We start from the raw sequence: 15,677 nt of genomic DNA on the forward strand, positions 1-15,677 counted from the left end.
ATGAATACTGGCCTAGATAAGTTATTGAGTTCGTTTAACTGAGCTCTTTGACTTAGATACCGTCTCTTTCGATAGGGCAGCTCATACAGCGTGCGCCGCCACGACCACGGCCTAACTCGTTGCCAGGAATCGTTAGAACTTCGATACCCGCTTTGTCGTATTTCTCATTGGTGTAAACATTACGCTCATAGCCAATCACGGTACCTGGCTTCACTGTTAGTACGTTGTTAGCGTCATTCCACTGTTCACGTTCAGCTTCATAGTTGTCACCGCCAGTCGTGATGATCTTCAGCTGATCAAGGCCTAGAGCCCCTTCAATTGCTGACAGGTAGTTTTCCGATTTCTCTACACGCATCTCACCATTTTCTTTTGGTGTTAGGCGCCAAGTATCTAGATCTTTGCGAACAATCTCAGGGTAGACAGAGAAAGTGTCGATATCCATGTGCGTCATCACCGTATCAAGGTGCATACAAGAGCGGTGTTTTGGTAAATCGATAGCAATTACTTCGGTTGCTTGACCCGAACGGAACAAGCTAGCCGCTAGGTTTTCGACACCTTGTGGCTTGGTACGCTCAGAGATACCAACCAGTACCGCGCCTTTACCGATAACCAGTACGTCACCGCCTTCAATATTGGCGTTGTCGTAGTGAAGGTCTTCATCACCAAAGTACTTAATGAAATCTTGACCGGCGAACACTGGATGCCAGCGGTAGATAGCACGCAGGTGGTTCGTTTCACGTTGACGTGCAGGCTTCATCATTGGGTTCAGCGATACACCGCCGTAAACCCAGCATGAGGTATCTCGCGTAAACAGGTGGTTAGGCAGAGGTTCGATAACGAAATCGAGTGGTCGATGCATTTTAGGCAGCATCGATGATGATTTGATAGGAAGCTCAGAATAAGCCAAGCCACCGAGTAAGATCGTTGCTAGATGCTCATTATCCATTTGAGCAAGGTAGTTTCTTAAGTCACGGGCAAAAGTAGGCCCATAACGGAAATCTGAGATTTGAGTATTCAGCAACCACTCACGAGCCTGAGGTACGGCAAGCGTCTCTACTAGCAGGTCGTGCAGCAGTAGCACTTCTACGTCTTGACTGCGCAGCGTTTCTGCAAAGGCATCATGTTCTTCACCAGCTGCTTCAACGGCAAGTACATCATCAAATAAAAGATCATGACAGTTTGAAGGGGTGAGGTGGGTGAGTGCTCTTTCAGGTCTATTTAGGAGAACTCGTCTCAATTGACCGACTTCGGAGCCAACGTACAGCTTACTCATTTTGCATCCTTACTATTAATCCAGCGTCTATTTATGACAAGCTTGTCCGTAATATGCAAGTTTTACAGATTGAGTTAATGCAAGGTATTTGGCTAATTATTGGTCATAAAATCTGCCATTTTAAACTTTACGCAGATTAAATTCCAATTTACTGGCTATCGCACGGAACAACGTTTTTGAGGATCTATGCTCAATTCATGGCTTGTTAGAATTGAATTTTGCTTATTAATCGTGATTTTTTATTCACTATTATGCACTTTTTGATAACAAGCTGAGGATTTATGCACCCTAAAAGCGGTTGGGTGTATGCAGCCAATGTGACTAATCACGCAAGTTTTATTCAATAAGCCCTAAAGTGGCCACAAAAACGAAATGCTAAAATACGTGGCGGTTAATAAAATGTTGTAAATTTGTTTCTGTGATTTTGATTTCACTTTTGAATTGATATTGGCTCTGCGATCTCGCGATAAACTTACCTTTCTAGGCCTGATCTGGGTGGCTTTTCTGGACGATCCGTGCCATATTTCGTGGCAATCAAATTTGATCTTTTCATAGTCAACACTCTGGAGCAGACACATGTCTCACGAAGATGAATATCTATCAGTAGCGGAATTAATTGAATTTCAAAAGGAAGAGACTCGCGACATCATTACAGCATTAATTGAAGATGGTAGCGATCCTGAAGCTCTATACGATATCGAGCATCACCTATTTGCTGAAGATTTCGATGTGCTTGAGAAAGCGGTTGTTGAAGCATTCAAAATGGGCTTTGAAGTGCTTGAAGCTGAAGAGACTGAAGACGAAGATGGCAATAAGCTACTTTGTTGTGATGCAACGATGCAATGTACTCTGAATGCAGAAGCGATCGATGAGCAAGTTGAGAAGCTTGTGAACCTTGCAGAGAAGTTCGACATTATCTACGACGGTTGGGGCACTTACTACGAAGGTGAAGATGCTATCTACCCGGACGAAGATGATGAAGGCGAAGAGTAATTCTTTCCTAATTTAAAAAAATGCCAGCCTCGAGCTGGCATTTTTTTACCCTCAGAGAAATAAATGTCTTTATATGCATTCATTCATTATAATGCGGTCAAAATTGATCTAGCTCAAGGAATGATATGCGGTTGCTTCTCGATGGTCTTTGGCAAATTTCGCCACTGACGGATCTCTCTATCCCACAAGATGACATCACTTTTCCGGCTCCGTTAAGCTCAAAGCTCCCTGGTAGCTTGAGTGACAATGAAATTGCAGAGCAAGAGTGGCACCTGATGCATGACATCGAAGTTGATGATGCTATGTTGGCGTGTCCATTCGTTGAGTTGGTCGTAGCGGGTGTCGATTACTTTGCAGAAGTGCGACTGAATGGCGTTGCCGTGTTTGATTGCGATGGTAGCCAAGCTGAATATCGCAAAGACATCCGCCCTTATATGCAGTCTGGCCGAAACCGTTTTGAGATCCTTTTCCTTGAAGAAGAAGAGAGCCTGCTGCTTGAAGAGGATATGGATGATTCTGTATCTTCACAGGTTGTCGCTAAATCTGATTCGCGCATCGGGATTTGGCAAGCGCCATACCTGCAGTTCGTTCGAAACGTCAAACTAGAGCAAGTTGTCACAGAGCAGATCTGGCACCATGGCGGTGGCTGTGAGTTCAAAGTAGATGTTATCTATCAAACGCTAAAGCCGGGGTTAATATCGGCATCCATCAAGTTTAATGGCATGACACTCGTAATGCCGATAGATGTGCGCGCAGAGCATACCGGCGTTGTGTTTCAGGTGGAAGCTCCCATGGTATTTAATCTTGAGAAGCCCAACCCTAAGCATCTATATCAGTTAGAAGTGGTACTTGATGGGCAAGAAGAGAGTTCTTTTGTTGCCTTGAACCCAACTTCTTGCGTCAGTAACTTTTTACGCTAACTCCGTATATTTTAGCACTATCTTCTTTCGCTATAGCGGCACATTCTGCTTATAACGATTTGGCCATGACAACCTCACAAGCGTCGTGGCCTGTCTCTCCCCAAGCTGAGTCAAGGTGCTCAAACCCAAGTTTCTCATAGAGTTTGACCGCAGCACCTAAGCATTCCGTCGTTTCTAAATACATGTGTTGATACCCAAGTTGTTTGGCTTGCTTTAAGCTCAAAGCGACAATTCGCTTGGCTAGGCCATGCCCTCGAGTTTGCGGTAAGAAGTACATCTTTTGTAGCTCACACACATTGGGTTTGCCTGCTAGAGGGGCAAAGCCACCGCCTCCGACGATCTCACCGTTGTGTTCGATAACCCAGTACATTGCATTCGCTTGGCTATAGACAGAATACATATCATCGAGTGTTGGATCGGCCACGCCATAGCCTTTATCTTCGGTCAGTCCATGTTCAGCCGAAACTTGGCGAATGACTTGTGCGATGCTTGGGTTGTCTTGCGGTGTAATGGCTCTAAGGGTGAACTCAGCAATTTGTTCCATGCTCTACCTATGAAAGGGTCACTAATATGTGACCCAATATATGGTGACTAAGCATGTTGGTGCAAACAGAATTGTTGTTGTGCCATTTGGTTGTCAGCTTTTCGTAACCACACTTTCTCATGGAAGTAGTAAGCAACTGTATTTAAAGCTGGCTCTAGCAAAGCCATCACACCGCCGATGAAGGCATCGCCAGTCAACAAGTAGACAACAGTAAAGGCAACACTAAAGTGGATGCTAGCAAAGCTTGCTGTTTTTAATTTGGTCATCCATTGACGAGCTTTAAGCGCTGGTACTTGAGCCCACGCCTTTTCATGAAAATAGAAGGCAACAGTATTCACAGAGGGCTCAATCATGGCGATTAAGCTACCAATTAAGATGTCGCCTGTGAGTACATAAGCGACACTAAATGCGATAGTAAAATGTAATGCAGCAAAGGTTAGTGTCTTTTTCATGATAATTACTCGGTCGTTGTGTTGTTTCGATAGAGCTATTATTGAGAATTATTATCACTAAATCCAATGGGCAGTTAAGATTGTTTTGATAGGCAAAAGCTATCAATAAACTGGAGTGAGGCTGATTGGATTGGAACTTGGTGCATAAAAAAAGGTTGACCATGAAGGCCAACCTTTTTATCTAGAGCGAGAGGTTCGAAACCTCCTCGTTCATTCAATTTTAAAGAGCAGCAATTGTTGCTTTTTGCTCTTCAAGCTTCACAAGAGTCTCTTGGTAGCCTTCAAGCTTTTCACGCTCTTTCGCGATAACCGCTTCTGGTGCTTTAGCAACGAAACCTTCGTTACCTAGCTTACCTTCGATACGCTTAATCTCACCGTGAGTCTTAGCTACTTCTTTATCTAGACGAGCAAGCTCTGCATCTTTGTCGATAAGACCCGCCATTGGGATCATTAGCTCAGATTTGCCAACCAGTTTAGTTGCACAAGCAGGAGTCTCTTCACCATTAGCTAGAACTTTAATGTCGTCTAGTTTAGCTAGAGAGTTAAGAACGATCTTGTTCGCTTCGATACGAGCTGCATCTTTCTCATCAGCTACTTTGATCATTACTTCTAAGCCTTGGCTTGGTGCAATGTCGTATTCCGCACGTAGGTTACGGATAGCTGTGATGAAAGTCTTAACCCATTCGATGTCTTCTACGATCTCAGCATTGAAGTTATCTTCGTTAAACTGAGGAAGCGCTTGAGTCATGATTGTCTCGCCTTCAACGCCGTCTACTAGAGGCTTAACGCTCTGCCAGATAGATTCAGTGATGTAAGGAAGAACTGGGTGAGCAAGACGCAGAGTCTTCTCTAGAACCGTGATAAGCGTGTAACGAGTCGCTTGTTGTTGAGCTTCAGTGCCTTTCCAAAGAACCGGTTTAGTTAGTTCTAAGTACCAGTCACAGAATTGGTTCCAGATGAATTCGTAAAGCGTGTTTGCTGCCATGTCTAGACGGTAGTTGTCTAGGTGAGCATTAAACTCTTTCGCTGCAACTTCAAACTGAGATTCAATCCACTTATCCGCTAGAGAGAATTCCATGTTTGCACGGTCTTCAACAGACAGTGACATGCCACAATCGTGCTCTTCTGTGTTCATCAGTACGTAACGGCTCGCGTTCCATAGCTTGTTACAGAAGTTACGGTAACCTTCAAGGCGCTTCATGTCCCAGTTGATGTCACGGCCAGTTGAAGCCATAGCAGCAAGAGTGAAACGCAGTGCGTCAGTACCGTATGGTTCGATACCGTTTTCGAAAGTTTTACGTGTTGCTTTTTCGATCTTAGCAGCCAGTTTAGGTTGCATCATGTTGCCACAACGCTTTTCTACTAGCTCTTCAAGGCCGATGCCGTCAATCATGTCGATTGGGTCAAGTACGTTACCTTTCGACTTAGACATCTTGTCGCCGTTTTCATCACGGATAAGACCTGTCATGTAAACCGTTTTGAAAGGTACTTGAGCCTTGCCATCTTCGTCTTTCACGAAGTGCATGGTCATCATGATCATACGAGCAACCCAGAAGAAGATAATATCAAAACCAGATACTAGTACTTCTGATGGGTGGAATGTTTTCATTGCTTCAGTATCTTCAGGCCAGCCTTGCGTGCCGAACGTCCAAAGTGCAGAAGAGAACCATGTATCAAGTACATCGTTGTCTTGCTTAAGAACAATCACCGGTGAAAGGTTGTTCTTTTCACGAACTTCTTCTTCAGTGCGACCTACGTAAACTTTACCATCGTTGTCGTACCATGCTGGGATACGGTGGCCCCACCACAGTTGACGAGAGATACACCAATCTTGTACGTCACGCATCCACGCGAAGTACATGTTTTCGTACTGCTTAGGTACGAATTGGATTTCGCCATCTTCAACAGCTTTGACTGCAGGTGCAGCAAGAGGTGCTGTGCGCACGTACCACTGGTCAGTCAGCATTGGTTCGATAACCACACCACCACGGTCGCCGTAAGGGACAGTTAGGTCGTGATCTTTGATCTCTTCAAGTAGACCAAGTTCATCGAATTCAGCAACGATAGCTTTACGTGCAGCAAAACGCTCCATGCCTTGGTACTTAGCAGGGATATCTGTTGAGTAAACATCGCTTTCTTCGCCGTTGGTTGTGAAGACTTCAGCAGCATCACGGATATCAGCGTTGAACGTTAGGATGTTGATCATCGGTAGGTTGTTGCGCTTACCCACTTCGTAATCGTTAAAGTCATGAGCTGGAGTGATCTTCACACAACCCGTGCCTTTTTCCATGTCTGCGTGCTCATCGCCTACGATAGGGATAAGACGGTTAACAACAGGAAGTAGGATTTCTTTGCCGATAAGATCTTTGTAACGAGGATCTTCTGGGTTAACCGCTACGCCAGTATCACCAAGCATGGTTTCTGGACGAGTAGTAGCAACAACGATGTAGTCTTTACCATCAGCCGTTTTAACACCGTTCGCTAGCGGGTAGCGGAAGTGCCACATGAAACCTTTTTTGTCTTTGTTTTCAACTTCAAGATCTGAAATTGCAGTGTGCAGTTTAGGATCCCAGTTTACTAGACGCTTACCACGGTAGATTAGGTCTTCTTCGTATAGACGAACAAACACTTCTTGAGTCGCAGTCGATAGGCCGTCATCCATAGTGAATCGCTCACGATCCCAATCTACAGATGCTCCAAGACGACGAAGCTGTTTAGTGATCGTGCCACCTGATTCGCCTTTCCATTCCCAGATCTTGTCGATGAAAGCTTCACGACCGTAGTCGTGTTTTGTTTTACCTTCTTCAGCAGCAATCTTACGCTCAACAACCATTTGAGTTGCGATACCAGCGTGGTCAGTACCCACTTGCCAAAGCGTGTTTTTGCCTTTCATACGTTGAGCACGGATAAGCGTATCCATGATCGTATCTTGGAACGCGTGACCCATGTGTAGGCTGCCAGTGACGTTCGGTGGCGGGATCATGATGCTGTAAGCTTCTTTTGATGTGTCACCGTGTGGCTTAAAATAGCCTTTCTCTTCCCAAGTCTGATACAGAGCTTGTTCGATTGATGTTGGGTTGTATGTCTTTTCCATAGTGCTCTTAAACGGATACTGTGAATGGTTAATCGTGGTCAAACTTCATAAGTGAAGCTTCTTGAATCTAAATCCAAAGATAGCTTTAACTATGAGGTTTGACTATGGATGTTGAATCTCGATCGTCTGTAGCTGATATCCAGCCTGACGGTAAATTTTATACCTTTCTCGAGCGAGTTGCTTAGCTTTTTCTTCGCAAGGGACGAAGTCTATCACCTGAGCAAAGGCGTTCGCAAAGGTTGTATGATTATCGGCCAGATTAATTACTAGCTGACGATTCCAATTATGTTTTACGCCTTGATAGCCAATTTCGATGTTGGTTGAATACTTTGGGCCTTCGCCAACCAAGTTGTGCGCAATAAACTCACTGGGTTCGACTTGCCACAAAACTTCAGCAATACGCTCGGCATGTTCTTTGTCATTACAGTTGAGATAAAGCTTAGCGCCTTGTTTCGCAAAGTGCTGAGCAAGAAACAGCACATAGTGAGCAAAACCATCTTCGCTGGCTTGCGGACTGTCTGAAGGCACAATGTAAAATGTAGCAGTCTGCATACTTAATACTCGAACTGAAAATCGTGGATATCAATGTTACTTGGTTAACAGGATCTAACAAATAGCGCTTATTAAAAAAGGGCCCGTAGGCCCTTTTTATTATTTTGAAGATTGCTCTTCAGTCTCTTGGCCGCTGCGGTTCAATAAGAATTGGACTAGCATTGAGACAGGACGACCTGTCGAGCCTTTCGCTGCGCCTGACTTCCAAGCTGTACCAGCACTATCGATGTGTGCCCAGTGGTACTTCTTAGTGAATTTAGACAGGAAGCAACCAGCAGTAATTGTGCCGCCAGGACGGCCGCCGATGTTCGCCATATCAGCGAACGGGCTGTTTAGCTGCTCATGGTACTCGTCTGCCATAGGTAGACGCCATGCTCGGTCACTTGCTTGCTCAGAAGCATTAACAAGTTCGTGAGAAAGCGGGTTGTGGTTCGATAGAACGCCACTGATGTGGTGACCTAGAGCGATCACACATGCGCCAGTTAGCGTAGCAACATCGACAACACAATCTGGTTCAAAACGCTCAACGTAAGTTAGAGCATCACATAGAACCAAGCGACCTTCAGCATCAGTGTTTAGTACTTCAACCGTTTGGCCTGACATTGTCGTTAGGATATCACCTGGACGGTAAGCATTGCTGCCTGGCATGTTTTCACAACCTGCTAGGATACCAACCACGTTAATAGGTAAGTTCAGTTTAGCCAATGCTTTCATTGTACCGAATACTGACGCCGCACCACACATGTCGTACTTCATCTCATCCATACCTTCACCAGGCTTAAGCGAGATGCCGCCTGAATCGAAAGTCAGACCTTTACCGACTAATACAATCGGCTTCGCATCTGGATCCGGAGCGCCTTTGTATTCCATGATAGACATCATAGATTCATTTTTAGAGCCACGGCCTACTGCTAGGTATGATGTCATACCCAGTTTTTCCATCTCTTCTTCGCCAATGATCTTAGTCTTCACTGTCTCGTAATCGTCAGCTAAACGACGAGCTTGAGATGCAAGATAAGCAGGGTTTGCGATGTTTGGTGGCATGTTGCCTAAATCTTTAGACGCTTTTACACCTGAAGCAATAGCAAGGCCGTGAGAAATAGCTTTCTCACCCAGGCTCAATTCGCGGCGTGTTGGTACGTTGAATACCAATTTACGTAGTGGGCGACGAGTCTCTGGTTTGTTGCTCTTGAATTGATCGAATGTGTAAAGACCATCTTTAGTCGCTTCTACTGCTTGGCGAACTTTCCAATAAGTGTCGCGACCTTTAACGTGAAGTTCTGTAAGGAAACATACTGCTTCCATAGAACCTGTTTCGTTTAGTGTGCTGATGGTTTTTTGGATAATTTCTTTGTATTGACGCTCGCCTAGCTCACGTTCTTTACCACAGCCTACCAGTAGAACACGTTCTGAAAGTACACCAGGTACTTGATGCAGTAGTAGCATCTGGCCAGGTTTACCCTCTAGATCACCGCGACGAAGCAGTGAACTAATGTAGCCATCGCTAATCTTATCTAATTGCTCGGCTACTGGAGAAAGGCGGCGCGGTTCGAATACACCGACAACGATACATGCGCTGCGCTGTTTCTCTGGGCTGCCACTTTTTACACTGAACTCCATGCGTACTCCTACATCCTGAAGACAAATCGAACTAAATGTTAGATAATGGGTTCTTACTTGTTGGATCCTATAATGGAACTAACCTTAAAGAAGAACGCTAACACTTAGCTAAAAATTTAAAAAAATAAAAGGTTCAACGGGAAATTATAGTGATTCAATCAAAAAAACAAGTTTTGTATAGGTAATTTGAGCGTGATTATTGTTAGATATTTGATCCGCGAGACAATCAAGAGCCAATTTGCGATCTTTTTTGTTCTCTTTCTCGTGTTTCTCAGCCAAAAATTCATCAGTGTTTTAGCGGACGCCTCTGATGGTGATATCCCCGCGAGTCTTATATTGTCGATTGTTGGCTTAAATATGCCAGCGATGGGCCTATTGATGCTTCCTCTCAGTATCTATATTGGTATTTTGCTGACTTTTGGCCGCCTTTACGCCGAAAGTGAAATTGTGGTGATGAACGCCACCGGTATTGGTAATAAATTCCTGATTCAATCTGCACTTTACTTAGCTTTAATTACCGCAACGGTTGCCGCTTTTAACTCATTTTGGTTGTCTCCTTGGTCACAAGACAAAGTTGAACAAATGTATGAAGAAGTAGCCGCAGAGAACAGCGTTGATTTGCTACCAAAAGGTAAGTTTGAAGGCACGCCGGATGGTTCTTCTGTGGTGTTTATCGATGATATTGACGGCAATAAATTAGAAAATGTGTTCGTTGCTCAAATGCGCCCACGTGACTCAGTACTGCCAAGTGTGATGTTCTCGAAGTCGGGAGATGTAAAAGAACTCAGCGATGGTCGCCAAGTTATCGTGATGTACGATGGCACTCGTCATGAAGGTGTGCCTACACGCCTTGATTATATGGTGACACACTTTGAAGAATACGAAGGCCTGATCGGTCAACGTGAAGTTGAGAAGAAAGGTCGAGACTGGGAAGCTATCCCGACACTTGACCTTATCGGTAACCCGAATAATAGCGCGAAAGCTGAATTGCAATGGCGTATTTCTTTGGTACTTTGTATTCCATTGTTGACCATGCTTGTCGTGCCGCTGTCTGCGGTAAACCCTCGCCAAGGTCGTTTTGCGAAAATCGGCCCAGCAATACTGATTTATCTCACCTATTTCTTAGCAATCAGTGCAACTAAATCTTCAATTGAAGAGGGAAGCATTCCTGCGGTAATCGGCATGTGGCCAATCAATGCGTTGTTGTTATTTGTCGCGATTGGTGCAAACTTTATGGATAGCGTGCCAGTAAGGCGTTTGAAAGAAAAATTCAAGAATAAGAGGTTGGCTTAAGCCGTGTTTAAGATTCTCGATTTATATATAGGCAGAACCATCATCGCAACGACGTCACTGGTATTGGTGACGTTTGTTGGTCTCTCTGGGATCATCAAGTATGTAGAACAGCTGAGAAAAGTTGGCCGTGGTACATACGATCTATTACAAGCGCTGTACTTTGTTTTACTGAGTATCCCTCGTGATATCGAAATGTTCTTTCCAATGGCTGCATTGCTTGGCGCATTGATTGGGCTTGGTATGCTTGCTGCGAGTTCTGAGCTGGTAGTTATGCAGGCCGCTGGTTTCTCTAAGTTAGATATCGGCCTATCGGTACTTAAAACCGCTATTCCACTGATGATCGTGGTGACACTACTTGGTCAGTGGGGCGCACCGCAAGCGCAGAAAATGGCTCGTGATTTAAGAACTATTTCCATTGCTGGTGGTAATATTATCTCGACGCAAAGTGGTGTTTGGGCTCGTGATGCGAATGACTTCATCTTCATTGTCAAAATCGATGATCAGAAGCTATATGGAATGAACATGTGGCGCTTTGATGAAAAGAAGGCACTTAAGACCGCTATTTACTCTGACGAAGTTGATTACGTTGGAGATAATGTGTGGACGATGAAGGATGTCGAGATAACGTCTTTTGAAAACGAACTTCAAATTACCAAAGAAAGTCTACCGACATACTCATGGAAGACATCACTTGCTCCAGATAAGCTTGCGATTGTAACGGTTAAGCCAGAAGAGCTCTCTTTAAGTGGTTTGTATGATTATGTTTCCTACCTTAAAGCGTCGGAGCAAGATGCATCACGTTATGAACTGGCATTGTGGAGGAAGATAACTCAGCCAATTTCGATCGCGGTTATGATGCTGATGGCACTGTCGTTTATCTTTGGTCCTTTGCGTAGTGTGACCATGGGGGCGAGAATACTGTCAGGTGTTATTGCTGGCTTTACCTTCTATATATCCAGTGAGTTTTTTGGCCCTGTGAGTTTGGTTTATCAGATACCGCCCGCCTTTGGCGCAATCGCCCCGAGCGTGGTGTTCCTTGGAATTGCCATCATGCTCTTGAGGCGAAAACTGTAAATAGAAAAAAGGAAGGCATAACGCCTTCCTTTTTTGATCTTGATTGGAGCTAACTTAAATCACGCTATCTTGCTTGTGGTAACACAACGACTTCGGTCTTTGCCCAGATATCGTGAAAGCCACGTTTTTGAGGATCGAATGGCACACATAGGTTTGCCAATCCAAAACCTGAAGTACCTAAGCGAATTAGCGCCTGAGTTACTGTGATAGCTGAGCCATCTTTGTTTTGAACGCGCAGTTTCCAAGCTCTCATACCGAGAGTTTGACCAGCTCTAGTCCAGAAAAATACAAAGAAATAGACCCAAACGGCCACTAAGTAAAAGGTGTATGCAGGGCTCCAAATCGGATGGTTGGTTAAGAAGTCACTAACATCGGCATAACCGCTGTGGTTAAATATGCCGAGAGCCATGAGCGCGTGCAGTAGAGCGACAATGACGCCAGCCGCCAACATTTCAATAGCGATTACGATCAGAGCGTCATAGAACAAGGCACCAAATCGGCGCATGACTCCTGCTGGTGGCAGAGTGTTTGTTGATGTCATGTGTTATTACTTCTTTAAAAATTGAGGCGTCAGAATATAGTTTAAGGCTTAGCCTGAAAAGAGACATGACGCACAGCTTATGACTTAGTGGCGAAATTATCGGCAAACACACATGAATTCAAGTTTTTATACTTGCCACATCAGTTCGCATACGTATAATGCCAAACATCGAAAGGGCAATGCCCCAAGATAATGCCGGTATGGTGAAATTGGTATACACGACGGATTCAAAATCCGTTGCCTTCGGGCGTGGCGGTTCAAGTCCGCCTACCGGTACCATATTTAGATAAAGCCCTGATCAGAAATGGTCGGGGCTTTGTTGTATCTTGAGTATGGAAAACGTTGCCTCGCGGTAGCGGGAGGAATGCCTGTCCAATCGGTCCGCCTAAACCGGTACCATATTTTAAGATAGAGCCTCAACGAAAGTTGGGGGTTTGTTGTATCTGGAGTCTGGAAAGCGTTGCCTTCGCGGTAGCGGCAGGAATGCTTGTCCAATCAGTCAGATCTTGCTGTTTCATTCCTAAATCTCGCAGTTTCACTTCGTAATTTCATTTCCTAATAAATTAATCATCTTAAATCATACTGTTACCTGTCATTCCTTCTTCTATTGTCTATGTTTAAGTAAATAACAGAGGAGAGAGATATGCTGACAGTAACCCCTTACTTGTTTTTTGACGGTCGTTGTAGTGAAGCGTTGGATTTTTATCATAAGTGTTTCGGCGGTGTGGTTTTATCGAAGCAACTTTTTAGTGATGCACCACAAGTAATAGAGGGAGCTCAACCTGATTGGGTCATGCATGCTGAGTTCGAAGCATTTGGTATGAAGCTGATGATGTCTGATGGTGTTAAGGCAAAAGAGCTAGAAGGGAACAACCTAGCACTTTCTCTTGTTACAGATGATACCGCGACCCAAGAACAGATCTTTGAAAAGCTAAAGCAAGATGGACGAGTAATGACGCCGTTAGCGGATACTTTTTGGGGCGCTCGGTTTGGTAAGGTTGAAGATAAGTTTGGAATACGCTGGATGGTGCATTGCGATTCTTTAAATTGAACCTGTGAAATTGGATAGTGAAATTGCTGCTTGGTTTTATTAGAATTATAAATAGAGATTATTAATCAATATTATATATAAAAATGGGCAGCATAAAGATTACCGTAGATCGCATTCAGCCCGGTCTGCATATACGACTCCCCGTAAAATGGAATGAACACCCATTTTTATTCAACAGTTTTAAAATCAAAGATGACGCCCAAGTAAAGGTAATTCGACATCTTGGGATTAAGCACGTCTATATAAACTTGAATCAAAGCGATACATCCCCTCTACCTGCTAACCATGTGATTGAGCAAGAAGCCGATACTGATTTACAAGTAAGCCTTGAAGCGGAAAGAATGTGGAAAGATAAGCATGAACGTATCGAAACTTTAAGCTCTTATCGTCGCAGAGTGAGTCATTGCGAGAAAGAGTTCGAACGTTCGCTGGCCCGAATGCGCTCTGTGATGACCAAGATCCGTAACCGACCTTTAGATGCAGTAGGGGAGGTAAAAGCTCTGGTTGATGACATTGTCGAAACATTAGTAAGCGATGATAACGTCACATTACACCTTATGAATGCTAAAGCTGATTTTGAAGACATCTACTTTCATACATTGAATGTTTCTGTTGTCGCGCTGATGATAGGTAAAGCTAAAGGTTACAATACGCAGCAATTAAAAGATCTTTCCTTCGCAGCGTTGTTCCACGATGTAGGCAAAATCAAAATACCAGTCGCTATATTAAGAAAGCAGAGTGCGCTTACGGTACCAGAAGAGAACTACTTAAAGCTTCACACTAAATATGGTGCAGATATTGTTTCAACAATTGATGACTTTCCTGAAAGGGCCAAAAAGGTGATTGCTCAACATCATGAGATGAATGATGGTTCTGGTTATCCCGAAGGCTTAAAAGAAGATGAGATAGATGAATTTGCCAAGATAGTCGCAGTGGCTAATGCATTTGATAACCTTTGCCATGGTAAAACGCAATATCAACAAATGATCCCGTATCTGGCACTGTCCCATTTATATAAAAGCTGCAAGCATTTATATAGCCAAGATAACTTGGGGCTATTAGTTAAGTTCATGGGAGTCTACCCACCAGGAACCGTAGTACAGCTTTCAAATGATTCGATTGGGGTTGTGATATCCGTTAACGCGAAACATATGCTTTATCCAAATGTACTTATCTATGATCCTAGCGTGCCAAGAACCCAAGCCCCGATTATTGACCTCTTTATTAAAGAGATAAAAATCGTCAATGCCGTTCATCCAAGTAAATTACCGGAACAAGTGAGAGAGTATCTAAACCCAAGAGCTCGTTTATCTTATTTTTTTGATAACGGGGAGTAGTTATCCACAAGGTGTTGTGGGTAATTTGTTCGAAACTTGGGGTGAAAATGGTATAAATAAGCCCTTGGTTGAAATATCTCCGCTTAACCTCTTTTTTCAATAAAAAACACATTTAATGCTTGCCAATAAGAGCGGCATCTCTATAATGCCGCCTCACTGACACGGTAGACGCCACAAGGCTTCAGCGAAGAATGTTAGTAAAGGCAACTAGCTTTGAGTGATTATTCGCTCCTACTTTTAGAAAGTAGAAATTAATTCCAAATAAGTGTTTGACACTGAGAATTAAGTCGCTAGAATGGCCGCCTCTTCCGAAGTGATACAAGTCACAACGAAGAGAAGCTCTTTAACAATTTAAACCTATCAATCTGTGTGGGCACTCGTTGATGAATATCAAAACGTTATTACTTAGGTAATAGCAGTTACTTCGGTAACAAAATTGATTTCAATGAACTGAGTGACCAATACAAATAACCTCGGTTATTTGGCACAGTCAATTCATTATCATTCTGTTGGAATGGTAATAGCTTTAAAATTACATAGTAGTTTTGAAGTCAGTATTCGTTGAGTCACAAAATCTTAAATTGAAGAGTTTGATCATGGCTCAGATTGAACGCTGGCGGCAGGCCTAACACATGCAAGTCGAGCGGAAACGACACTAACAATCCTTCGGGTGCGTTAATGGGCGTCGAGCGGCGGACGGGTGAGTAATGCCTAGGAAATTGCCTTGATGTGGGGGATAACCATTGGAAACGATGGCTAATACCGCATAATGCCTACGGGCCAAAGAGGGGGACCTTCGGGCCTCTCGCGTCAAGATATGCCTAGGTGGGATTAGCTAGTTGGTGAGGTAATGGCTCACCAAGGCGACGATCCCTAGCTGGTCTGAGAGGATGATCAGCCACACTGGAACTGAGACACGGTCCAGACTCCTAC

At 44.0% G+C, this 15,677-nt stretch carries 13 protein-coding genes, 1 tRNA gene and 1 rRNA gene; 8 read left to right on the forward strand and 7 right to left on the reverse strand.

All coding sequences use genetic code 11. The annotated features are described in order from the left end of the window. Positions 1 to 52: 52 nt before the first annotated feature. Complete coding sequence (gene arcA / locus CWO13_RS21380; RefSeq protein ID WP_048659260.1) at positions 53 to 1,273, reverse strand: arginine deiminase; 1,221 nt, start codon at positions 1,271 to 1,273, stop codon at positions 53 to 55. Positions 1,274 to 1,849: 576 nt separating this feature from the next. Here arcA and rraB point away from each other — a divergent pair. Beyond that, positions 1,850 to 2,266, forward strand: a complete 417-nt coding sequence (rraB, locus tag CWO13_RS21385) for a ribonuclease E inhibitor RraB (protein WP_017058930.1) — start codon at positions 1,850 to 1,852, stop codon at positions 2,264 to 2,266. Positions 2,267 to 2,391: 125 nt separating this feature from the next. Next, a complete protein-coding gene (locus tag CWO13_RS21390) occupies positions 2,392 to 3,186 on the forward strand; it encodes a glycosyl hydrolase 2 galactose-binding domain-containing protein (RefSeq protein WP_108020921.1) in 795 nt (264 codons plus the stop codon). 49 nt (positions 3,187 to 3,235) lie between these two features. Here the strand turns inward: CWO13_RS21390 and CWO13_RS21395 are convergent, their stop codons facing one another. From CWO13_RS21395 to pepA, 5 genes are all read right to left on the reverse strand, one after another. Further along, a complete protein-coding gene (locus CWO13_RS21395) occupies positions 3,236 to 3,730 on the reverse strand; it encodes a GNAT family N-acetyltransferase (RefSeq protein ID WP_108020922.1) in 495 nt (164 codons plus the stop codon). Between the two features lie 47 nt (positions 3,731 to 3,777). Beyond that, positions 3,778 to 4,182: a DUF2061 domain-containing protein gene (locus CWO13_RS21400; protein ID WP_108020923.1), complete on the reverse strand. Its 405-nt coding sequence runs from the start codon at positions 4,180 to 4,182 to the stop codon at positions 3,778 to 3,780. A gap of 220 nt (positions 4,183 to 4,402) precedes the next feature. After that, the gene (locus CWO13_RS21405) at positions 4,403 to 7,276 is read right to left on the reverse strand and encodes a valine--tRNA ligase (protein WP_108083456.1); all 2,874 of its coding nucleotides are present in this window, start codon (positions 7,274 to 7,276) and stop codon (positions 4,403 to 4,405) included. A 102-nt stretch (positions 7,277 to 7,378) separates the two neighbouring features. Beyond that, positions 7,379 to 7,828 carry a DNA polymerase III subunit chi gene (locus CWO13_RS21410; RefSeq protein ID WP_048659254.1) on the reverse strand — a complete coding sequence of 150 codons (450 nt, stop codon included), beginning with the start codon at positions 7,826 to 7,828 and terminating at the stop codon, positions 7,379 to 7,381. Positions 7,829 to 7,927: 99 nt separating this feature from the next. Further along, positions 7,928 to 9,448: a leucyl aminopeptidase gene (gene pepA, locus CWO13_RS21415; protein WP_017058936.1), complete on the reverse strand. Its 1,521-nt coding sequence runs from the start codon at positions 9,446 to 9,448 to the stop codon at positions 7,928 to 7,930. A gap of 192 nt (positions 9,449 to 9,640) precedes the next feature. Here pepA and lptF point away from each other — a divergent pair, with 192 nt between their 5' ends. Beyond that, positions 9,641 to 10,741 carry an LPS export ABC transporter permease LptF gene (lptF, locus tag CWO13_RS21420; protein ID WP_048659253.1) on the forward strand — a complete coding sequence of 367 codons (1,101 nt, stop codon included), beginning with the start codon at positions 9,641 to 9,643 and terminating at the stop codon, positions 10,739 to 10,741. 3 nt (positions 10,742 to 10,744) lie between these two features. Beyond that, complete coding sequence (gene lptG / locus CWO13_RS21425) at positions 10,745 to 11,815, forward strand: LPS export ABC transporter permease LptG (RefSeq protein WP_108083457.1); 1,071 nt, start codon at positions 10,745 to 10,747, stop codon at positions 11,813 to 11,815. Positions 11,816 to 11,879: 64 nt separating this feature from the next. Here the strand turns inward: lptG and CWO13_RS21430 are convergent, their stop codons facing one another. Then, positions 11,880 to 12,356, reverse strand: a complete 477-nt coding sequence (locus CWO13_RS21430; RefSeq protein WP_048659251.1) for an RDD family protein — start codon at positions 12,354 to 12,356, stop codon at positions 11,880 to 11,882. A 194-nt stretch (positions 12,357 to 12,550) separates the two neighbouring features. On the opposite strand from CWO13_RS21430, the gene CWO13_RS21435 reads away from it, so the two are divergent. The 4 genes from CWO13_RS21435 to CWO13_RS21450 form a co-directional block, all read left to right on the forward strand. Then, positions 12,551 to 12,635: transfer RNA gene (locus CWO13_RS21435), tRNA-Leu, on the forward strand. Between the two features lie 364 nt (positions 12,636 to 12,999). After that, the gene (locus CWO13_RS21440; RefSeq protein ID WP_102431395.1) at positions 13,000 to 13,407 is read left to right on the forward strand and encodes a VOC family protein; all 408 of its coding nucleotides are present in this window, start codon (positions 13,000 to 13,002) and stop codon (positions 13,405 to 13,407) included. 83 nt (positions 13,408 to 13,490) lie between these two features. Then, positions 13,491 to 14,744: an HD-GYP domain-containing protein gene (locus tag CWO13_RS21445; protein WP_102431394.1), complete on the forward strand. Its 1,254-nt coding sequence runs from the start codon at positions 13,491 to 13,493 to the stop codon at positions 14,742 to 14,744. A gap of 578 nt (positions 14,745 to 15,322) precedes the next feature. Continuing rightward, positions 15,323 to 15,677: ribosomal RNA gene (locus tag CWO13_RS21450) — 16S ribosomal RNA — on the forward strand; the annotation flags it as partial.

Origin of the sequence: Vibrio sp. ZF 223, assembly GCF_003050585.1 — a bacterium.
Classification (GTDB): domain Bacteria; phylum Pseudomonadota; class Gammaproteobacteria; order Enterobacterales; family Vibrionaceae; genus Vibrio; species Vibrio crassostreae.